Source organism: Myxococcus sp. CA023 (assembly GCF_010998615.1).
Classification (GTDB): domain Bacteria; phylum Myxococcota; class Myxococcia; order Myxococcales; family Myxococcaceae; genus Myxococcus.
On the sequence record NZ_JAAEAH010000008.1, the window covers coordinates 15,620 to 35,250 of the forward strand.

The 19,631-nt window shown below is 69.7% G+C and carries 19 protein-coding genes; 12 read left to right on the forward strand and 7 right to left on the reverse strand.

The features are described 5' to 3' along the window. Positions 1–19 precede the first annotated feature (19 nt). Positions 20–1,039, forward strand: a complete 1,020-nt coding sequence (gene mltG / locus F8M74_RS04850; RefSeq protein ID WP_141258127.1) for an endolytic transglycosylase MltG — start codon at positions 20–22, stop codon at positions 1,037–1,039. Positions 1,040–1,048: 9 nt separating this feature from the next. On the opposite strand, the gene F8M74_RS04855 is transcribed toward mltG, so the two are convergent. Both F8M74_RS04855 and F8M74_RS04860 read right to left on the reverse strand, forming a co-directional pair. Beyond that, positions 1,049–1,840, reverse strand: a complete 792-nt coding sequence (locus F8M74_RS04855; RefSeq protein WP_141258128.1) for an enoyl-CoA hydratase/isomerase family protein — start codon at positions 1,838–1,840, stop codon at positions 1,049–1,051. 27 nt (positions 1,841–1,867) lie between these two features. Beyond that, a complete protein-coding gene (locus tag F8M74_RS04860; protein ID WP_141341445.1) occupies positions 1,868–3,238 on the reverse strand; it encodes a hypothetical protein in 1,371 nt (456 codons plus the stop codon). 273 nt (positions 3,239–3,511) lie between these two features. Between F8M74_RS04860 and F8M74_RS04865 the strand changes: the two genes are divergently transcribed. From F8M74_RS04865 to F8M74_RS04875, 3 genes are read left to right on the forward strand one after another with little or no spacing between them, the layout of a single operon-like run. Next, entirely contained in the window at positions 3,512–4,540 is a 1,029-nt protein-coding gene (locus tag F8M74_RS04865; protein ID WP_011556536.1) for a MoxR family ATPase, read from the forward strand. 13 nt (positions 4,541–4,553) lie between these two features. Further along, complete coding sequence (locus F8M74_RS04870) at positions 4,554–5,432, forward strand: DUF58 domain-containing protein (protein WP_141253341.1); 879 nt, start codon at positions 4,554–4,556, stop codon at positions 5,430–5,432. Beyond that, positions 5,429–7,528, forward strand: coding sequence for a BatA domain-containing protein (locus F8M74_RS04875; RefSeq protein WP_141253342.1), 2,100 nt, complete (start codon positions 5,429–5,431; stop codon positions 7,526–7,528). Before F8M74_RS04870 ends, F8M74_RS04875 begins: the two co-directional genes overlap by 4 nt. Positions 7,529–7,580: 52 nt before the next feature. Here the strand turns inward: F8M74_RS04875 and F8M74_RS38405 are convergent, their stop codons facing one another. Further along, a complete protein-coding gene (locus F8M74_RS38405) occupies positions 7,581–7,703 on the reverse strand; it encodes a hypothetical protein (protein WP_255470704.1) in 123 nt (40 codons plus the stop codon). Positions 7,704–7,897: 194 nt separating this feature from the next. Here F8M74_RS38405 and F8M74_RS04880 point away from each other — a divergent pair, with 194 nt between their 5' ends. The 4 genes from F8M74_RS04880 (at position 7,898) to F8M74_RS04895 (ending at position 11,444) form a co-directional block, all read left to right on the forward strand. Further along, a complete protein-coding gene (locus tag F8M74_RS04880) occupies positions 7,898–8,524 on the forward strand; it encodes a sporulation delaying protein family toxin (protein ID WP_141253343.1) in 627 nt (208 codons plus the stop codon). A gap of 71 nt (positions 8,525–8,595) precedes the next feature. Beyond that, positions 8,596–9,174: an SdpA family antimicrobial peptide system protein gene (locus tag F8M74_RS04885; RefSeq protein WP_228559298.1), complete on the forward strand. Its 579-nt coding sequence runs from the start codon at positions 8,596–8,598 to the stop codon at positions 9,172–9,174. Beyond that, positions 9,168–10,148, forward strand: coding sequence for a sporulation-delaying protein SdpB family protein (locus tag F8M74_RS04890; protein WP_141253344.1), 981 nt, complete (start codon positions 9,168–9,170; stop codon positions 10,146–10,148). The genes F8M74_RS04885 and F8M74_RS04890 overlap by 7 nt, the downstream gene beginning before the upstream one ends. 210 nt (positions 10,149–10,358) lie before the next feature. After that, positions 10,359–11,444: a YcjF family protein gene (locus tag F8M74_RS04895; RefSeq protein WP_141253345.1), complete on the forward strand. Its 1,086-nt coding sequence runs from the start codon at positions 10,359–10,361 to the stop codon at positions 11,442–11,444. A 9-nt stretch (positions 11,445–11,453) separates the two neighbouring features. Here the strand turns inward: F8M74_RS04895 and dbpA are convergent, their stop codons facing one another. Then, positions 11,454–12,839 carry an ATP-dependent RNA helicase DbpA gene (gene dbpA / locus F8M74_RS04900; protein ID WP_141253346.1) on the reverse strand — a complete coding sequence of 462 codons (1,386 nt, stop codon included), beginning with the start codon at positions 12,837–12,839 and terminating at the stop codon, positions 11,454–11,456. 363 nt (positions 12,840–13,202) lie between these two features. Here dbpA and F8M74_RS04905 point away from each other — a divergent pair, with 363 nt between their 5' ends. From F8M74_RS04905 to nagZ, 4 genes are all read left to right on the forward strand, one after another. Beyond that, entirely contained in the window at positions 13,203–14,132 is a 930-nt protein-coding gene (locus tag F8M74_RS04905) for a DUF6209 family protein (protein WP_141253347.1), read from the forward strand. A 160-nt stretch (positions 14,133–14,292) separates the two neighbouring features. Then, a complete protein-coding gene (locus F8M74_RS04910; protein WP_141253348.1) occupies positions 14,293–15,792 on the forward strand; it encodes an ATPase domain-containing protein in 1,500 nt (499 codons plus the stop codon). 2 nt (positions 15,793–15,794) lie between these two features. Then, complete coding sequence (locus tag F8M74_RS04915; protein ID WP_140868136.1) at positions 15,795–16,160, forward strand: two-component system response regulator; 366 nt, start codon at positions 15,795–15,797, stop codon at positions 16,158–16,160. A 100-nt stretch (positions 16,161–16,260) separates the two neighbouring features. Beyond that, the gene (nagZ, locus tag F8M74_RS04920; RefSeq protein WP_141253349.1) at positions 16,261–17,370 is read left to right on the forward strand and encodes a beta-N-acetylhexosaminidase; all 1,110 of its coding nucleotides are present in this window, start codon (positions 16,261–16,263) and stop codon (positions 17,368–17,370) included. 92 nt (positions 17,371–17,462) lie between these two features. Here nagZ and F8M74_RS04925 read toward each other — a convergent pair whose 3' ends face one another. The 3 genes from F8M74_RS04925 to F8M74_RS04935 form a co-directional block, all read right to left on the reverse strand. Beyond that, the gene (locus tag F8M74_RS04925; protein WP_141253350.1) at positions 17,463–17,954 is read right to left on the reverse strand and encodes a hypothetical protein; all 492 of its coding nucleotides are present in this window, start codon (positions 17,952–17,954) and stop codon (positions 17,463–17,465) included. Positions 17,955–18,257: 303 nt separating this feature from the next. Then, a complete protein-coding gene (bcp, locus tag F8M74_RS04930; RefSeq protein WP_228559300.1) occupies positions 18,258–19,022 on the reverse strand; it encodes a thioredoxin-dependent thiol peroxidase in 765 nt (254 codons plus the stop codon). Positions 19,023–19,083: 61 nt separating this feature from the next. Further along, on the reverse strand, positions 19,084–19,584 hold the full coding sequence (locus F8M74_RS04935) for a hypothetical protein (RefSeq protein WP_141253407.1): 501 nt from the start codon (positions 19,582–19,584) through the stop codon (positions 19,084–19,086). Positions 19,585–19,631: the final 47 nt, after the last annotated feature.

The following is a 19,631-nucleotide window of genomic DNA, read 5'->3' on the forward strand; positions in this document are numbered from 1 at the left end:
GTGATAGCGTGCGCCGCGAATGAAGCGGATTCTCTGGGTCCTGGGTGCAGCCTTCGTGCTGCTGGTGGCGTCCGGCGCGGGCGCCTTCTTCTGGATTGAGCAGCAGGCACGCACGGCCGCGGCGCCTCCTGGCGCGGACGTGGTGGAGTTCACCGTGCCCAAGGGAACGTCCGGGCGCGGCCTGGGCACGCTGCTCGAATCGCAAGGCCTCATCCGCGACGCGCGGGTGTGGCGCTGGCACTTGTACCGGCGCGGCAGCTTCTCCCCCAAGGCGGGCCGCCATGAGGTCAGCGCGTCGATGACGCTGGCCGAGCTGGCCACGGAGCTGGAAGACAACCCCATTCCCGAGGACGTCCCGTTCGTCGTCGTCGAGGGCTGGCGCCTGCGCGACACGGACGCGGCGCTCGTGGCCGCGGGCTTCATCAAGCCGGGCGCGTACATCGCCGCGGCCAGCAAGCCCAAGAACTTCACCGCGCCCTTCCCCCTGCCCTCCACGGGCACGCTGGAGGGCTACCTCTACCCGGAGACCTACGGCGTGATTCCGGGCAAGTTCGATGTGGAGGCGCTCATCCAGCGTCAGCTGGACGCCTTCGCGCAGCGCTTCTACGCGCCCAACCGCGATGCCATCACGAAGAGCGGTCGCACGCTGCACGAGGTGGTGGTGATGGCCTCCATGCTGGAGCGCGAGGAGCCGCTGCCCGACCAGCGCCCCCTGGTCGCCGGCATCCTGTGGAAGCGCGTGGACAAGGGCTACCCGCTCGGCGTGGACGCCACGTCGCGCTACGAGCTGGCGCAGTGGAATGACCGCGTCGCCTTCCTCAAGCGCCTGCGGGATCCGCAGGACCCGTACAACACGCGGCACAAGAAGGGCCTGCCGCCCGGCCCCATCGGCGCGCCCACCGTGGCCTCGCTCCAGGCCGCGATGTTACCCAAGCCGAGCGAGTACTGGTACTACCTGCACGACGCGCAGCGCATCCTCCGCCCGTCGCGCAACGCGGAGGAGCACGAGGCGCTCCGCCGCAAGTACAACGTGTACTGAGGCATGAACTCAGCGCCCCTGGAACACGGGGGCGCGCCGTGCGGCCGCCGCGGCCAGTCCCTCGCCCAGGTCCTGGCTGCCGTAGCTCTCCGCCTGAAAGCGCGCCTCCTCCTCCAGCGCGCGCTGAAGCTCCGCCCTGTCGAGCCCCAGCCGCTGTTTGAGCGCACGCACGGCGAGCGGCGCGTTCGCGGCAATCCGTCCCGCGAGTTCCCTGGCGCGAGTGAGCACCTGTCCCGCCGGCGCCGCCTCCAGCGCCAGTCCCAGCTTCACCGCTTCCTTGCCATCGAAGCGGCGGCCGGTGAGCAGCAGCTCCGCGGCGGTCTGCGCTCCCGCCCGGCGCGGCGCCAGGTACGTGGCGCCCATGCCCGGATGCAGGCCCAACTGGACGAAGTTGAGCGCCAGCTTCGAGTCCTCGGCCACGAGGCACACGTCACACGCCAGCGCCACGCACAGCCCCGCGCCAATCGCGGGCCCGTCCACCGCCGCGATGACGGGCACCGGCAGGTCCAGCACGCTGAGATAGCGCGCATAGAAGCCAAGCATGAACGCGCGCGCATCCTCGAAGGACACCTGGCGCAGCCGCTCCAGCATCTTCAGGTCCCCACCGGCGGAGAACGCGCCTCCCGCCCCGGTGAGCACCACCGCCCGGACATCGTCACGCCCCTTCAGCTCGGCGACGCGCGCGCACAGCGCGTCTCCCAGCTCGGGCGTCATCACGTTGCGTCGGGCGGTGTCGTTGAGGGTGAGAGTAGCGACGGCACCCTCCACCTCGAGAAGGACCTCTGCGGCAGGAGCGGACATGGCCGCGCACTGTAGCGGCCCCGGCCGCTACGGCACCACGAGCCTGAGGAAGGCGTCCTGATTCCAGGTGTCGCCCGCCCCATCGCGCTGCCAACCGGTGACCGCGAGCCCACGGCCCGGCACCGCGGCCACACCCGCGATGGTCAGCGAGCACACCCCGCTGGCGCAGGGCTGCGCCTCCAGCGTCTGCTCACCCAGCCACGCCCCTGAAGCCGCGTAGCGCGTCAGCACGCTGCCACACGTCACCGCGACGCCGCCCGAGTCCTCCACCGCGACAGACGCGCCCAGCTCGGTCACCGGCCCACACACGGGCTGGCGCACCCAACCCGCGCTGCCATCCGCGCCCGCCGTCAGCACGAAGGCCCCCGAGGAATCGAGCGACGCCTCGCCCCACGCCAGCAGGCCGCTGAAGTCACCCGCCGCCACGAGCGTGCCATCCGCCGCCACCGTCACCGAGGTGATGCGGCCCTTCACGCCCGGCAGCTCCTTGCCCCACAGCAAGCGCCCGGACGCATCGAACGTCAGCACCACGAAGCCGCGCACACCGGGCGCGCCGAACGTCTGACCGTCCACCTCCAGCGCGTCCACGAGCTGTCCGGCCAGAATTGACTGTCCCGAAGGCGCCAGCGTCGCCGCGTGCAGCGCGGTGTCCATGTTGGCGCCGTGGAATCGCCGCGTCCACAGCACGGAGCCGTCCGCGGCGTAGCGCGTGAGCACGGGGTCCTCGATGAACTCCCCCTCCCACTCCTCGCCCGCGGCCAGCACGCCGCCCTGCGCGTCCGCGGCGATGGCGTAGACCTTCTGCCCCACGCGGTGCTGCCACACCGGAGTGCCTTCCGTGTCGAACTTCACCAGGAAGCCGTCCTGCGCCTCGCCGAGTCCGAAGTCCGCTGAGTAGAGGAACGCGTTGCCCGACAGGAACGTCGCCGCGTCGCTCGCCGCCACGCGCGTGTCGGAGAAGCGGTTGCGCCCCCACTCACGTGACCAGCGCGGCGTCCCATCCGCCGCGTAGCGCGCAAGCGTCAGCGCCAGCTTCTCGCCTTCCACGGGCTCGCGCTCACCGTCCTGGCGCGGCGTGCTGTACACCACCACCGCCACATCTCCAGTGGGAGCCGTGGCCACGCCCGTCCCGACGTCGTCCTGGGGCCCACCCACCACCAGGTTCCACGGCGAGGCCGCGGCCGGAATCGGACGCTGAGGAAGCCCGCTGGGGTCCTGCGGCGCCGTGGGCGTCACGGCCACCCCCGGTGTGGCTTCGTCGCCGTCACGCGGCGCTTCGACCGAAGTCCCCCCGTCCCCGCGGCTCTCTCCGCACCCTCCCGCCACCCACAGCAGGGCAACTGGAAGAAGCCCCGTCCAGAGGTTGCCACGCCCACCCCGCCGCCGAAATGACCCCATGACACGCTCCAAGGAGCCTGCTCCCGTCCACCGGAAGCGAGGCCCTGGGAACCTAAGCAGCGTGTCCAGCCCCCGGCATTCCCCCCCAGCCCAGGGGCACTGTCACATGGCAGGGGGGCGTGCAGGCGATCAGCGCGCCCATGTGCCCCAGCGTGCCGGGGTGTGCGGCAGCGGAATAGGTCTCCCCCCGAACGGTTGGCAGCGCACGCCCTGGCACAGGGGTGGCGGAATCCTTTGGTCCCAGCGCCGCCCACGAATTAAGAGAACCCTTCCATGGAAAGCGCCGCCCCCGACTCTCTGCCCGTGCCCGACGCCTCAGGCGACGACCTCCGTGCCGTCGAGGAGCTCGCCCAGGCCCGCAACGAAATCGTCGCCCAGATTGAAAAGCGCGTCGTCGGTCAGCGCGAGGTGGTGGAGCACCTGCTCATCTCCCTCTTCAGCCGCGGCCACTGCCTCTTCGTGGGTGTGCCGGGCCTCGCCAAGACGCTGCTCATCTCCACGCTGGCGGACGTCCTCAACCTGTCCTTCAATCGCATCCAGTTCACGCCGGACCTGATGCCGTCGGACATCACCGGCACGGACATCCTGGAAGAGGACCGCACCACCGGCCGGCGCACCTTCCGCTTCCTCCAGGGTCCGCTGTTCGCGAACATCATCCTGGCGGACGAGGTGAACCGCACCCCGCCGAAGACGCAGGCCGCGCTGCTGCAAGCCATGCAGGAGTACCGCATCACCGCCGGTGGCCGCACGTACCCGCTGGAGCTGCCCTTCCTCGTCTTCGCCACGCAGAACCCCATCGAGCAGGAGGGCACCTATCCGCTGCCCGAGGCCCAGCTCGACCGCTTCATGTTCCTGGTGGACGTGGGCTACCCCACCGCCGACGAAGAGGTGCAAATCGTCAAGAGCACCACCGGCGGTCCGCAGCCGAAGCTGGAGAAGATTCTGTCCCCCGAGCGCATCCTCGCGCTCCAGGAGTTGGTGCGGCGCGTGCCGGTGCCGGACCACGTGGTGCGCTACGCCGTGGAGCTGGTGCGCCACACGCGGCCCAAGGAGCCGGGCGCGCTGGACTTCATCGCGAAGAACACGTCCTGGGGCGCGGGCCCCCGCGCCAGCCAGTACCTGGTGGTGGCCGCCAAGGCGCGCGCCATCCTCCACGGCCGCTTCGTCGCCACCGTCGAGGACGTGCGCGCCCTGGCCCGTCCCGTGCTGCGCCACCGCGTGCTGCCCAACTTCACCGCGGAGAGCGAGGGCATCACCTCCGTGAAGCTCATCGACCAGCTCCTCACGGTGGTGAAGGGCTAGCCAAGCCCGCGCCATGCTGCTCGACGCCCAGACACTGGCCCGCCTTCAGGGAGTGAAGCTGCGCGCCCGCGCGGTGATGGAGGGCGTGTTGTCCGGCCTCCACAAGAGCCCGCATCAGGGGCAGAGCGTGGAGTTCGCGGAGCACAAGGAGTACGCCCCCGGCGACGAGCTCCGCCACCTTGACTGGAAGGCCTACGGCAAGTTCGACAAGTACTACGTCAAGCGCTTCGAGCACGAGACGAACCTGCGCGCCGTCATGGTGGTGGATGCGTCCGCCTCCATGGGCTACCGCAGCGGCGCGCTGAGCAAGCTGGACGTGGCCACCACGCTGGCGGGCGCGCTGTGCTACCTGCTGGTGCGCCAGCAGGACGCGGCGGGCCTGGCGCTGCTGGCGGGCGGCAAGTGGAAGGACGTGCCGCCGCGCGCGTCGGCCGGGCACCTCAACGTGCTGCTGGACACGCTGGAGCACACCGAGCCCACCGGCACCACGGACCTGGGCAGCGCGGCGGACCACCTGGCAGAGGTGTTGCCCCGGCGCTCCAGCGTCATCGTCCTGTCGGACTTGCTGGACGAGAACCAGGACGCGCTGCGCCGCATCCTCGCGCTACGCCAGCGGAAGAACGATGTGTCCGTGTTCCACCTGGTGGACCCGGCGGAGCTGACGTTCCCCTTCGACGACCCCACGCTCTTCATCGACATGGAGGGCCAGGGCCGCATCGAGGTGAACCCGCGCGAAATCAAGGAGAGCTACCTGGAGGAGTTCAACGCCTTCCTGGCGAACGTGAAGGCCGCGTGCGCCGAGGCGGACGTGGACTACGACCTGGTGCGCACGGACGACAAGCTGGATGACGTGCTGCTGCGGTACCTGTCGCGGCGCGGGAGGCGCCGGTGACCTTCGGCAATCCGTGGATGCTGCTGGGCGCGCTGGGCGCCCTCATCCCCCTGCTGGTGCACCTGTTCGACCGGCGCCGTCCCCGTCCGCACCCCTTCGGACCGCTGGCCTTCGTGATGCGCAGCCAGAAGCGCACCGCCAGCCGCCTCAAGCTCAAGCGCCTGCTGCTGTACGCGCTGCGCACGCTCATCCTGCTGGCCATCCCCATCGCCCTGGCGCGCCCCGAGCTGACGCGTGACGCGGCCGCCGCGCAGGTGGTGAAGGGCCCCGCGGCCACGGCCATCATCCTGGACGCGTCGTTGTCCATGCGCTGGTCGGACGGCACGCCGCTCTTCGAGCGCGCCCGCGACGAGGCCCGCGACGCGCTGAAGGACCTGCTGCCCGAAGAGCCCGCCACCGTGCTGGTGTGCACGCAGTCCCCAGCCGCGCCGCCGCCGCCGGGCTTCGACCGCGGCCGTCTGCGCTCGCTGGTGGATGAAGCGAAGGCCACCCACGGCACCGCGGACCTGTCGCGCTGCCTGGACATGGCGGCCCGCGCGCTGGAGGAGAACCCCATGCCGGCCAAGCGGCTGGTGCTGGTCTCCGACATGACGGCCGCGGCCTTCCGCCTGGAGGCGCCGCCGCCCACGGTGAAGGGCCCCACGGGCGCGCCCGTGAAGCCGGAGGTGGTGCTGCGCGACGCGGCCGAGGGCCACGAGGTGCTGAACAACCGCGCCATCGTCGACCTCAAGGTAGAGCCCGCGCTGCAGGCCGGCCCGCGCACGTTCCAGTTCACCTTCACGGTGCGCAACTTCGGCGCGGAGCCGGTGAAGGACCTGGAGGCCGCGGTGCGCGTGGGCGAGTCCACGCTGGCCAAGGGCTTCGTGGACATCCCCCCGGGCGGCACGACGCAGAAGACGCTCACCGTGCGCTTCCCGCAGGGCGGCACGGTGCTGGGGCAGGTGACGCTGGCGCCGGACGCGCTGGTGGAGGATGACCGGCGTTCGTTCGTGCTGCCGGTGCCCCGCGCGCTGAAGGCGCTGGTGGTGAATGGCTCGCCCCACGCGACGCGCTACCGGGATGAAGCCTTCTTCGTGGACGCGGCCCTCACCGCGCCGGGCTCGCCGGTGGAGGTGGCCACGCGCGACGCGGAGGTGGGCCTGCGCGAAGACTTCTCCGCCTACGACCTGGTCCTGCTGCTCAACGTGCCCGCGCCGAGCGCCGACGAGGCGCAGAAGCTGGCGGCCTTCGTGGAGAACGGCGGCGGCCTCTTCATCAGCATGGGCGACCGGGTGAACCCGGAGGCGTACAACCAGCGGCTGGGCCCGGTGCTGCCGCGTCCGCTGCGCCTGGTGCGCACCAGCGCCGAGCGCGACGACCCGGACGCGGATACCAAGAGCGCGCGGCTGGCGCAGGTCTCCGTGGAGCACGTCCTCTTCTCGCCCTTCACGGGGCAGGCGGAGGAAGGGCTCGTGGGGGCACGCTTCTACAAGTACATGCTGCTGGAGGCGGACTCCCCGGGCGCCGCCGGCGCCAGTCAGGTGCTGGCCACTTACGAGGACGGCGCGCCAGCGGTGGCCGTGGCGCGCAAGGGCAAGGGGCGCGTGGCGCTGCTCACCAGCACGGTGGACCGCGACTGGAGCGACTTCTCCATCCGCACTTCCTTCCTGCCGCTGATGCAGCGCTTCGCCGCGTACCTCACCGGCTCCCTGGACGAGCGCGAGGAGGTGCGCGTGCGCGTGGGCGAAAGCGCCACGCTGCGCCCGGAGGGGGCCCAGAAGGTGTCCTCAGTGCGCGCGCCGGACGGCACCGAAGTCACCGTGAAGGAGCAGCCGGAAGGCGCGCTGGTGGCCGGGCCGGTGACGGAGCCGGGCGTGTACTCGGTGCTGGGCGCGGACGGGAAGGTGCAGCCGGACCTGTCCTTCGCCGCCGTGCTCGACCCTTCCGAGAGCGACCTGGGACGAGTGCCGACGGACACCCTCACCGCCTACTTCGGAGAAGAGACGGTGAAGGCCTCCACGGGTGACGCGGACAAGCCGACGGTGCCGCTGTGGACCTGGCTCATCCTGGCCGCGTGCCTGGCGTTCTTCTTCGAAGGCACGCTGCTGCGCAAGTAGCCGTCACCAGGCCCGGAGCCGGCGCATCACGACGCCGCCGTCCAGTGCCGCGTCAGTGGTCCGGGTACTTGTAGGCCAGGCGCCGCAGCATGTCGGAGACGCCCTGGGGCGGCTGGGCCGTGCCGAACACCGGCGGCATCTTCCGCGCGGGCCGCCCGTGCTTGAACGCCGTCACGTCCGACTCCTGGCGGGACAAACCCGTCAGATAGGTAATTTTCCACATACAGGAAACTGATACACCAATGTGCGACATTAAGAGATTCTTGGGATTGTAGATAAATCCAGTTTTGCCAAAATCCTGACTTGTACGTGACGCCCTCCGACATCCGGGGTGCGTCGCGGACACCCACACCTCGTCAGGAGAACACCTTGAAGCGCTCCACCCTGAAATTGACCTCGGCCGCAACGGCCCTCATCTCGTTGAGCACCTTCGGCGTGGGCTGCGGCCCCTCGGACAACGGCGCCGCGGTCCGCGTCGCCCAGAACCCGGCGCAGTCCGGCCAGAGCCTCTTCAAGGGCATGGCCTTTGGCCTGGGCCCGGACGCCCACCACTTCGATGACATCTGGCAGCGTCCGGAAATCAAGGAGCGGCTGGGCGATGACACCCTGGCGAAGCGCGAACAGGCCGCCGAGTCAGTCATCGCCAAGATGGCCGAGTTGGACGCCGCGTTCTTCGAGCGCTTCAACAAGGACCTGCGCAGCGGCAACCACCTGGTCGTCGACCAACTGCTGACCGACACGCGCACCCTGGTGATGTCCGCCGTGAAGGAGCTGAGCAAGACCGCGGACCAGGAAGGCGGCGTGGGTATCGGCTCCATGGAGCACGTGCAGGCCGGCCTGACCGTCTACATCGAAACCGCCGCCGCGGTGATCATCCTCGTGTTCCTCTTCATCACGCAGTTCGACATGACGCCTGTCATGGAGTCCGAGGCCAGCCGGCTCAAGCGCGATGTGTGGGTGGACATGCTGGTGAAGAAGTTCGCTCCCGCCGAGTAGTCCCCTGGGGAGTGTCCGCCGCCCTCACCGGTGGGCGCTCCCCTTCTTCCCTCCCTTTCACGAGCACGGCCGTGACCGCGTCTTCCCACTCCCCCCGAACCTCCTCGCCCCGCCGCCTGGGCCTGCTGGCATTGGGCCTCATCCTCGGCTGGGCCAGCGTCACGATGTACGCCGTGCACGCGTCGTTGCCCTACAACCCCATCCACCTCCCCTTCGAGAAGCACTTCGACATGAAGCTGATTCTCCCGGAGGGGTGGGCCTTCTTCACGCGAGACCCACGTGAGGACCGGACGCTGCCCTACCTCCGCACGCCGGAAGGTCAATGGGTCTGGGCGAGCAATGCCCCCAACTTCCAGCTCCAGAATGCCTTCGGCATCGACCGTGTCTCGCGGGCCCAGAGCGTGGAGCTGGGCATCTTGACCAACGAGGCCGCCGCGCTCGAACAGGTGGCCTGCAACGAAGCTCCCAGCGCCTGCCTCGAGCGCGCTCCGGTGGCGAAGACGCTCCGCAACAAGAGCCCCCGCCCCACGATGTGCGGTGAGCTGGGGCTCGTCTTCCAGCGGACCATCCCGTGGGCCTGGAGCCGCACCCATCAGGACAAGCCCATCACCCTCCCCTCGAAGGTCCTGAGGTTGAACGTCGAATGCTGACCGAGCTTGGCAACCGCGCGCGCGCCTGGGTGGCGGGGCCTTCTCCGTGGACCAACGTCTACGGCCTGGCGAGAACACTCATCGCGCTGGCGACGGCGGGCACCCTCGCCTTCAGCCACTCCACGACGATGTTCCATCCCGTCTCGGGCATCTCCAACACGCCTCTCTGCGATGGCCTCCGGGCGGCATCCCTCTTCTGCGTGCTCCCCGCTGGCTGGCTGGAGGTCGCGCGCTGGACGGCGGTGCTGCTGCTCGTGGTCGTCGCTTCCGGCTGGCGCCCGCGCCTCACGGGGCTCGTGCATTGGTGGGTGGCCGTCAGCCTGCACTGGTCCGCGACGCTGACGGACGGCGGTGACCAGATTGCCGCCATCCTGGCACTGCTGATGCTGCCCCTGACGCTGACGGACGACCGGCGCTGGCATTGGAGCGCGCCTTCCGAAGCCGGCCTGAACGACGAGCCGAAGCGGCTCATCGCCCGGTCCGCCTGGGTGATGCTCCGTCTCCAGGTCGCGGGCATCTACTTCCATGCCTCCGTGGGCAAGTTCAAGGTGGCGGAGTGGGTGGACGGCACCGCGCTGTACTACTGGTTGCTGGACCCCCTGATTGGCGCCCCCGCCTGGCTGGCTCGCCTGATGCTCCCGGTGCTCAGCAGCCCCGTGGTGGCGCTACTCACCTGGTCCGTCCTCCTGCTGGAGCTGGGACTCGCGATGGGGCCACTGCTGAGCCCGTCCCTCCGGCGAGTGCTGTTGCCGCTGGGCATCGCCTTCCACCTGGGCATCGCCGTGTTCCACGGGCTCATCAGCTTCGTGGCCATCATGTTCGGCGCGCTCATCCTCCTGCTGCGCCCCTACGATGAGACCTTCCGCTTCGAGCGCCTCCACGCCTGGCTGCGGCAACCGCGCCGCCAGCCCGCCCCCGCGCCAGCCATGGAGCCGGTGGCGGCGCAGGCGGTGCCCACCACCGAAGTCACCTGAGAGCGCCCATCGAGGCCGCCGTCCCGGCCCCGCCGGGGCGGCGGCTTCCGCGCCTCGGCGGGCGGATGGTGGGCGCTCTCCTGCTCGCCTGCCGCAGAGCAGGCATGCGGCCCTCCATGGGTCCATCGTCGACCCGCGCGGCCTTTCCGCTACGCTGAAGCCCCCTCCCGTCAACGCGGGAGGGCTCACCAGCGGAGGCAGCGGCAGCCCATGGACATCCATCTGGCGGAGGAGATCCGCAAGCAGGTTGAAGAGGCCTTCCGCAAGCGCGGCCGGGTCAACATCGTCATCGCGGGCCGCAGCGGCGTGGGCAAGAGCACGCTGGTCAACGCGGTGTTCCACGGCCGCATCGCGGACACCGGCCAGGGCCGCCCCGTCACGAAGGAGACGCGCGAGTACACGAAGGACGGCATCCCCGTCAGCATCCTCGACACCCGCGGCCTGGAGCTGGGCGCCTTTCAAGAGACGCTGAAGCTGCTGGAGGAACTGGTGGCCGCGCGCGCGAAGGACGCGGACGCCACGCGCCACCTGCACTGCGCATGGCTGTGCATCAGCGAGGACTCGCGCCGCGTGGAGGACGGCGACGTGAAGGCGGCGGAGATGCTCGCGCGGCACATGCCGGTGGTGGTCGTCGTCACCAAGGCGCGCAGCGACCAGGGCTTCCGCGCGGAGGTGCAGAAGCTGCTGCCCATGGCCCGTAACGTCATGCGCGTGCGCGCGCTCCAGGAGACGGACGACGAGGGCCATACGCTCCAGCCCAAGGGCCTGGTGGAGCTCGTCGAGCTCACCATGGAGCTGGTCCCCGAAGCCCAGCGCAACGCCTTCGCCGCCGCCCAGCGCGTGAGCATCAGCCAGAAGCGCAAGCGCGCGCACGGCATCGTCGCCAGCGCCGCGGCCGCCGCCGGCCTCATTGGAGCCGTCCCCATCCCTTTCGCCGACGCCGCCCTGCTCGTCCCCACGCAGGTCGGAATGCTGGCGGGGGTGAGTAGCGTCTTCGGCCTCCCGCTGACGGAGGCCTTCCTCTCCACGCTGGTGGGCGCGAGCATCACTGGCCTGGGCGCCACCTTCACCGGACAGTCCATCGTATCCGGCCTGCTGAAGCTCGTCCCTGGCCCGGGCACGGCGATTGGCGCGCTCATCTCCGCCACCACCGCCACCGCGCTCACCACGCTGTTCGGCGAGGCCTACGTCGCTGTCCTCTCCAAGTTGATGGAGAAGCGCTGTGGCGAGTTGCCCACGGAGGAAGAGGTCATCCAGGCCTTCCGCGAGGAGATGTCCCTGCGCGGCGCCGCGTAGACGCCAGGGCTACTTCACGCGCTCGATTTTGTGACGGCGGCCCTTGATGCGGCCCTCGCTCAGCCGCTGGAAGGCCACCCGCGACACGCGTCGGGCGACGGCGACGTAGGCCACGTGGTCCTGGATTTCAATCTTGCCCACGTCGGTCGCGTTGAGTCCGCCCGCCTCGCCCGTGAGCGCGCCCAGGATGTCGCCGGGCCGCATCTTGTCCTTGCGTCCGGCGGAGATGTAGAGCGTGTCCCACGTCGACTCCAGGGACACCGCGTTGCGAGGGTCCGCCGAGGGCAGTGACTCCACGTCCCCACGCTCCAGCTTCACGCTGGTGGCCAGCTCGATGTCGTCCACCTTGCGGCCATCCCGAGGCGTGACGATGGAGACGGCCAGGCCCGCGCGCCCCGCCCGTCCGGTGCGTCCGATGCGGTGCACGTAGGGCTCGGCCTGCATGGGCAGGTCGAAGTTGATGACGGCATCCAGCGCCTCCACGTCGATGCCGCGTCCCGCCACGTCCGTGGCGATGAGCACCCGCGTGCTCTGGTTGCGGAACTTCGCCATCACCCGGTCGCGCTCGAACTGCTCCAAATCCCCCTGGAGCCCGTCCACGCTGACGCCCGACGCGGAGAGCGACTTCTTCAACTCCACCACCGTTGCCTTGAGGTTGCAGAAGACGATGGCGGACGCCGGCTGGTAGTGCCGGAGGATGCGCAGCAGCAGGACCTGCTTGTCTCCCGGCTCGCAGTCGTAGCGCACCTGCTGGATGTCGGGCCCCGCGGTGGCGGTCTCCACCGTGACGCGGACGGGCTGACGCTGGAAATCGCGGCTCAGCGCTTCGATGTCCGGCGGGAAGGTGGCGGAGAAGAGCACCGTCTGCCGCCGCGGCGGCATGGCCCCGAGGATGCGCTCCATGTCCTCGCGGAAGCCCATATCGAGCATCCGGTCCGCCTCGTCCAGCACCACCGTGGACAACTGCCGCGTCTCCAGCGCCTCGCGGTCCAGCACATCGAGCACCCGGCCCGGCGTTCCCACCGCCAGGTGCGCGCCCTTCTCCAGTGCTTCCAGCTGCGGGCGGATGGGCTGGCCTCCCGCGAGCACCAGCACCTGGAGCCCGGGCAGCCGCCGCCCCAACCTGCGAATCTCGCCCGCCACCTGCGCGCACAGCTCACGCGTCGGACACAGCACCAGCGCCTGCACCTTGCGGTGCTGCAACTGGACCTTCTGGAGCAGCGGCAGCGCGAAGGCCGCCGTCTTGCCGCTGCCCGTCTGCGCCTGGCCGACCAGGTCTCTGCCCTGGAGCAGCACCGGGATGCTCTGCGCCTGGATGGGCGTGGCCGTCTTGAAGTCGAGCTCCTCCAGGACCTGGAGCAGGGGGGGAGATAGCGCAAGCGCGGAAAAATCCATTCGGGGCCTCGATGAGCGGAGGCACGGAAGGAGCCTCGGGTTCTGCAGGCCCCATGTCACACCCAGCGAAGGCAGGACAAGTGAAGCCGCCGGCCTCACCCGGCCGCCCGCACCGGATTGCCCGGCGCACCTTCCGTGAAAAATCAAGCTTTACCTGAAATCACCCCCGCCTGGAGCCTCCATGTCCTCCTTCCGCATCCGACTGGCCATGCTGTCCCCCCCTTGTGCTCGCCACCGCCTGTGACGGCATGGAGGAGCTGTCCGCCGTGAAACCGCACGCCCCCTGACAGTGCGGGCGGCCAGCAGCGCATGCGCAAGGAAGTCCTGTTAAGTGGCGGTATCCAAGTCTTCTGGAGAACCCACATGGAGACGTCTGTCTGGAAGTATCTGGCCCTCGCGTTGCCGCTGATGGCGGCCTGTGGCGGAGCGCCTCAGCAGCAGGAGGAGACGTCTGCCAGCTCCACGGAGTCACAGCAGGCGCCGCTCACCACGCCCACCGCCACGGTGCGCTTCCTCAACGGCTGGACGCACTCGCAGCACGGCGCCATCGTCCGCGGCGGCGCGCTCGTCGTCGACTACGACCTCTACCGGATGACGGACTGTCACCACAGCACCTACGCCGGCCAGCAGGCGTGGGACACGCTGGCCTATGTCCGCTTCCTCCCCAGTGGCCAGCTCTTCAGCGGCAGCGTGAAGCAGGCCACGGGCAGCACCTCGTTCGTGAACAAGCCCTTCGAGGTGACAGTGCCCTCGGACGCCACGAGCGTGGAGACATGGTTCTTCACCTCCGGCCGCACCTGCGCGCCGAAGTACGACAGCAACTACGGCCAGAACTACGTCTTCCCCGTGGAAGCGCAGTCGCCCTCCGCTGTGGTGTGGGCCGGTGACTGGGGCGGCAGCTTCGCGCGCGACTGCGAGCACCGCGACGGGCTGGCGGACCCCATCGTCATCGACAGCTACGTCATGGAGCGCGCCTGCAAGTTCGTGGACGCGGACGTGTACGTGCCCGGCGTGACGGATGCCGCCACCGCGCGTCCGGCGCTCATCCAGGCGCAGGTGGAGTTCAGCGTGGACGGCGCGGCCACGCAGCACCAATGGCTGGCCTATCAGGGGCGGGTGGGCAACAACTACCGGTACCGCTGGAACCTCGCCGCGGAACCGCTCGCGTATACGCCCTGGAACGCCTATGCATTCGGGTTCCGCTATTCAACGGATGGCGTGAGTTGGTATCGCATCGCGAGCGACGTTGGCCCCACGGGCGGCACCGCGAGGACCGTGCAGCGTAGTTTCTGAGACGGTCCACCTCTGTTGAATGCCGCTGGGGCCCGCGCGATTCAGCGGCATCTCGGAAGAAGCGCTGTGGCAAGGAGTGTTCCCCAGAGAAGGCGAGCGCACTGCTCTCATCATTCCAGCGGGGCCACACCCGGGCCGGGCCCAGGAAAGGGAACGCGAAATGACCGAAGGCACTCCACGCGTGGCGGAGCGGATTTCCACGGGCATTCCAGGCCTCGACACCGTGCTGCACGGAGGCTTCCGCAAGACCCGCACCTACATGCTGATGGGCCTTCCGGGCTCGGGGAAGACCATCTTCGCCAACCAGGTGTGCTTCCACCACGCGAAGCGCCACGGCGGGCGCGTGCTCTACCTGACGCTGCTGGCGGAGTCGCACACGGAGCTGGTCGGCAACCTCTCCTCGCTGTCCTACTTCGACCCCACGCTGCTGCCCAACGCCATCACCTATCTGAGCGCCTTCACGGTGCTGGAGCAGGGTGGGCTGGACGCGCTGGCGGACCTCATCCGCAAGGAGACGAAAAACTACCAGGCCACGTTGCTCGTGCTGGACGGGCTGGTGGCCGCGGAGGAGGTGGCGCCGTCGCAGCAGGCCATCAAGAAGTTCATCCACGGCCTCCAGGTGGTGACGGGCCTCATGGGCTGCACGACGTTGATCCTCACCACCGGCCGAGGACAAGGCCTGCGCGCCGAGCACACCATGGTGGATGGGCTGCTGCTGCTCCGGCAGCGCATGTTCGGCGCGCGTGCCGTGCGCGAGCTGTTCGTGCGCAAATTCCGGGGCAGCCCCTATCTGCTGGGCAAGCACAGCTTCGACATCACCCAGGACGGCATCATCATCTATCCCCGCCTGGAGACGCTCGCGGAGTCCGGGCCTCCGCCGGGGCCGCCGCTGGACGCGAAGTGCGCGTTTGGCATCCCCGGGATGGACGCGATGCTGACCGGGGGCGTGGCCCAGGGCTCGACGACCATCCTCCTGGGGCCGTCGGGCAGCGGCAAGACGCTGATGGGGCTGAACTTCCTCGCGGAGGGCGCCCGGCGGGGCGAGCGCGTCCACTACTTCGCCTTCTACGACTCCCCCGAGCGGATGGTGGCGCAGGCGGCGGGCATCGGGCTCGACCTCAAGCCCCTCATCGACCGGGGCGACTTCGAGGTCAGCTTCCGGCCGCCCACGGAGAACCTGCTGGACAAGCTGGGCGTGCAACTGCTGGACATCATCCGGACCCGCGGTGTGCGCCGGATCTTCCTGGACGGCTACGACGCGCTCCGCAGGGCGGCCGTCCGACAGTCCCGCGTGTCGCGCTTCCTGGCCGCGCTGGTCAATGAGTGCCGCATGCGCGGCGTGACGCTGCTCTATTCCGTCGAATCGCTCTCCGCGTTTGGCCCGGAGGTGACCTTCCCGATGAGGGGCATCTCCATGGTGGCGGAGAACATCCTCTTCCTCCGCCAGGCCGAGCTGGACTCCCGGCTGCGCCGCTTCGTCACGGTGCTGAAGCTGCGCAACAGCCCGCACGACACCTCCCTGCGCGAGCTGTGCATCAGCACGAAGGGGATGGAGGTGACGGGTGCCTTCACGAATGTCGAGGCGATGATGACCGGCGTGCCACGGTCGACCACGTGGTCCGAGCCCCGGCATCCCGGCGGCGGGCGCCAGGAGCCTTAGGCATGGGCCCCATCCTCATCGTCGATGACGAGTTCGGCATCGTCGAGGCCATGCGCGACCTCCTGAGCGACGAAGGCTACCGGACCGCCATCGCGCTCAATGGGAAGGAGGCCTTGGAGCGGATGGCCGAGGAGCACCCCTGTCTGGTGCTGCTCGATTACATGATGCCGGTGATGAACGGCCCGGCCCTGCTGGAGGCCATGGAGCGCAATCCCCTGCTGCGTGACATCCCCGTGGTCATGATGAGCGCCAGCCCGCCAGACTACTGGAAGCACCTGCGTTGCGCGGCCTTCCTGCCCAAGCCCTTTTCCCTGGACGAGCTGCTGGTGGTGGTGAAGCGCTTCGCCCAGGGTGCCATCCTCCAGTAGCGCGCCTCACCGCCCTGCGGCCTGACAGGCAGCCGACGCTTCCAGGAGAACCGCGTTCCCCCCGAGCGCCCAGCCCCTGGCTTCTGCCAGACTGCGCGCCGTGACGACCTCCTCCAGCCTCTACCGCGACTGTGCCCGCCTCTTCATGGTGGGCTTTCCCGGCACTCACATCGACAGCGAACTGGCCGCGCTGATGGATGACGGCATCTACGGCGCCATCCTCTTCAAGCGCAACGTGGTCAGCGCCGCGGACACGGCCGCGTTGTGCCACGCATTGAAAACCCGCGCAGGCCGGCCCTTCATCCTGTCGGTGGACCAGGAGGGCGGCCGCGTGGCCCGGCTTCGCGGCGCGCCCTTCACCGCACTGCCGCCCATGCGGGAGCTGGGGCAACGCGGCGACGCGGCCCAGGTGGAGCGCGTGGGCCGGCTGCTGGCGTATGAGCTGCGCGCGCTGGGCTTCGACTGGGACTTCGCGCCGGTGCTGGACGTGGACACCAACCCGGCCAACCCCGTCATTGGCGACCGCAGCTTCAGCCGCGAGGCGGAGGAAGTGGCGCGGCTGGGCGTAGCGCTCGCGCGGGGACTGGAGGCGGGCGGCGTGGCTTCGTGTGGCAAGCACTTCCCCGGCCACGGCGACACCACCACCGACAGCCACCTGACGTTGCCGCGGCTGCCGCACGATTTGGAGCGGCTGCGCAGCGTGGAGTTGGTGCCTTTCCGCGCCTTCGCCCAGGCGGGGCTGGCGTCCCTGATGACGGCGCACGTCCTCTTCGACGCGCTGGACCCGGGGGTGCCCGCCACCATGAGTCAGCGCGTGCTCCAGGGTGTGCTGCGCGAGGAGCTGGGCTTTGACGGGGTGCTCGTCAGCGACGACCTGGAGATGAAGGCCATTGCCGGCCACTACTCCGTGGAGGAGGCCACGGTGCAGGGCACGCTCGCGGGCGTGGACCTGTTCCTGGTGTGCCACAACGCGGACGTGCAGCGCCGCGCCATCGAAGCCCTGGTGAAGGCGGTGGAGTCCGGTCGCGTGTCACGGGAGCGAATCGCGCAGGCGCACCGGCGGCTGGACGCGCTCAGTGCCCGCTTCGCGCACCCGGCGGAGGACCGGCTCGCCCTGCTGGGGAGCCCGGAGCATCACGCGCTGGCCGAGGGGCTCGTCAGCTCCTTCACCGGCCGCGACCCGACCGAGGTGATGCTGGCCTCCCGCTGAAGGCGCGGGGCCGGGGTGCCACGCACGCTCCCGGCGCCCTGCACCGGGAGCGGCTGGAAGGGGCGGCACGAGAAGCCCGCCCCGGTGTGACGTCAGCGACGGTAGGGGCCGCTGCGGTCCTGCCAGCCCAGCGGGCTGTAGCCGCTGTAGTGGCCGCCGCGCTTGCCGCCCAGCGTGGCGCCGTCCTCACCACCCAAGCCATGGGCCGCGGGCGAGTACGCGGCGCCGCCCTCCACGTGGTACCGGTCACCCATCATCTTCCCGGCGTCGTCCACGATGGAGCGACCCTGGGTGCCGTCGTTCTTCGCCGTGCGCGGGTCGATGCTGGAGCCAATCTGGTCGATGGTGCCGTTGTAGCCCCGGTTCGCCGGCAGCGTCCAAGGCGGCAGCGGCTTGTTGGTGTTGCCGCCCTCGATGTTCTTCATCGAATCGGGCTGGTCACCGCGCTGGGCGACGAGGCTGCCCCGTGGCTCATCCGGCTGACTGCCACCGGTCTCCGGAAGACCCCGGCAGCCCACGGCCAGAACCGCGCCCGCCACCAATGCCGCCGCCGAACCCCACCGCCGAATATTCCGCTCGCGCATGTCGACTCCTCCGAGTCCCTTCAATCTGGTTGCTCGTACTTCCCGAAGATGGGCACGCCGGGCATGGAGACCACGGGGTGACTCCATGTCCGCATGACGACGGACCGCCCGAACTCCACATATAGCCCCAGCGGCGACCGGGAGCAGCCATCTTCGGCGCTCCCGGCGCCCGCTCTGCTGAGGGCTTCTTCTTCGTCGAGGAAGCCCACTTCGAGGTCGCGGGCTTCTTCCTCGCCCGGAGCCGCCGGGCCCCATGCCGGATTGCATGATGGAAGACGTCTGGGCCGACGTCCGCCCAGAGCGCTACTTCCTGGAGGCCTTCTTCGCCGCCGCGGACTTCTTCGCGGGCGCCGTCTTCTTCTCAGCGCCCGGCTTCTTCCCAGCCGAGGTCTTCTTCGCAGCCGCGGGCTTCTTCGCCACAGGGGCTTTCTTCGCAGTCGCGGCCTTCTTCGCCGCACGGGGTGCCTTGGCGGCCGGAGCCGCCTTCTTCGCCGTCGCCTTCCTGGTCGCGGCGGACTTCCCCGAGACAGTCTTGCCCGCCGGAGCCTTCTTCCCCGCGGGCGCCTTCTTCGCGGCGGACTTCTTCACAGCACCGTCCGCCGCCGGAGCTTCGCCCTTCAGCGCGGCCAGCACCTCGGCGACGTGGCCGTTCACCTTCACCTTGGGCCACACCTGCTTCAGCACGCCATCCGGGCCGATGAGGAACGTGGCCCGGGTGATGCCCAGGAACTTGCGGCCATAGAGCGACTTCTCCCCCCAGACGCCGTAGGCCTCGGACAACGTGTGGTTCACGTCGGCCAGCAGCGGGAAGGGCAGGTTGAACTTGGTCGCGAACTTCCGGTGGCTCGCCGTGCTGTCCGCGGACACGCCCAGCACCACCGCGCCCGCGGCCTCCAGCGCCGAGTGCTCGTCACGGAAGCCACACGCCTCCACGGTGCATCCGGGGGTGTCGTCCTTCGGATAGAAGTAGAGGACGACACTCCGGCCCGCGAACTGCGCGAGCGATACCGGGTTTCCATCCTGGTCGGCGAGTTGGAAGGCGGGGGCCTGGTCACCTGCTTGGGGCATGGGCATGCGGGCTCATTAACCACAAAGCCCGCGCCACTCAACGCCCAGCGACAGTGTCCCGCTAGTGTGCGGGGTGCCCCGGCTCACCGCCATGGTCATGGGCGTGCTCCCCGGGCGGATGGCTGTGGGCCTCCAGCCGGACCAGCTCCTTCCGGCAGTCCGCCAGGGCCTGGTGCAAGGGCTCCCGGTCCGCGCCCTCCGGCGTCTGGCCCAGCCGAATCGCCAGGGCCTCACACGCGGCGCGCTTGGTGTCCACCTCCGATGTCCCGGGGCCTGTGGCGCCCGGCGTGGCCAGGGGGCGAGGCGGCAGCTTTCCCCGCAGGCGACGGATGGCGGCGATCCGCTGCTCCGCGTCCGGGCGGACCTTGGAGTCCTTGGGAATCGCCTCGAAGGCGTTGATGACGGGGTCCCATGCCGGGTCCAGGGGGGACACGCGGCGGTCAATCAGGTCGCGGTAGGACTTCTCTGCGTCCCGGAGCTGGTCGGGTCCCTTGTCGCAGCCAGGCGACAGAAGCAGACAGAGCGCGAGCGGCATGACGGCGGACAGCCGTCGGGTGATCATCCTCATGAAGGGTCGGTTCTCCTCTCCTGCTGGCCTCCCGATTGAAG

Coding starts and splice junctions, on each gene's coding strand:
- F8M74_RS04870 (WP_141253341.1), top strand. CDS start 4,554: ATGCTGCTCGACGCCCAGACACTGGCCCGCCTTCAGGGAGTGAAGCTG.
- F8M74_RS04910 (WP_141253348.1), top strand. CDS start 14,293: ATGACCGAAGGCACTCCACGCGTGGCGGAGCGGATTTCCACGGGCATT.
- F8M74_RS04860 (WP_141341445.1), bottom strand. CDS start 3,238: ATGGGGTCATTTCGGCGGCGGGGTGGGCGTGGCAACCTCTGGACGGGG.
- F8M74_RS04915 (WP_140868136.1), top strand. CDS start 15,795: ATGGGCCCCATCCTCATCGTCGATGACGAGTTCGGCATCGTCGAGGCC.
- bcp (WP_228559300.1), bottom strand. CDS start 19,022: ATGCCCCAAGCAGGTGACCAGGCCCCCGCCTTCCAACTCGCCGACCAG.
- F8M74_RS04855 (WP_141258128.1), bottom strand. CDS start 1,840: ATGTCCGCTCCTGCCGCAGAGGTCCTTCTCGAGGTGGAGGGTGCCGTC.
- dbpA (WP_141253346.1), bottom strand. CDS start 12,839: ATGGATTTTTCCGCGCTTGCGCTATCTCCCCCCCTGCTCCAGGTCCTG.
- F8M74_RS04905 (WP_141253347.1), top strand. CDS start 13,203: ATGGAGACGTCTGTCTGGAAGTATCTGGCCCTCGCGTTGCCGCTGATG.
- F8M74_RS04935 (WP_141253407.1), bottom strand. CDS start 19,584: ATGATCACCCGACGGCTGTCCGCCGTCATGCCGCTCGCGCTCTGTCTG.
- F8M74_RS04895 (WP_141253345.1), top strand. CDS start 10,359: ATGGACATCCATCTGGCGGAGGAGATCCGCAAGCAGGTTGAAGAGGCC.
- F8M74_RS04890 (WP_141253344.1), top strand. CDS start 9,168: ATGCTGACCGAGCTTGGCAACCGCGCGCGCGCCTGGGTGGCGGGGCCT.
- F8M74_RS04925 (WP_141253350.1), bottom strand. CDS start 17,954: ATGCGCGAGCGGAATATTCGGCGGTGGGGTTCGGCGGCGGCATTGGTG.
- mltG (WP_141258127.1), top strand. CDS start 20: ATGAAGCGGATTCTCTGGGTCCTGGGTGCAGCCTTCGTGCTGCTGGTG.
- F8M74_RS04865 (WP_011556536.1), top strand. CDS start 3,512: ATGGAAAGCGCCGCCCCCGACTCTCTGCCCGTGCCCGACGCCTCAGGC.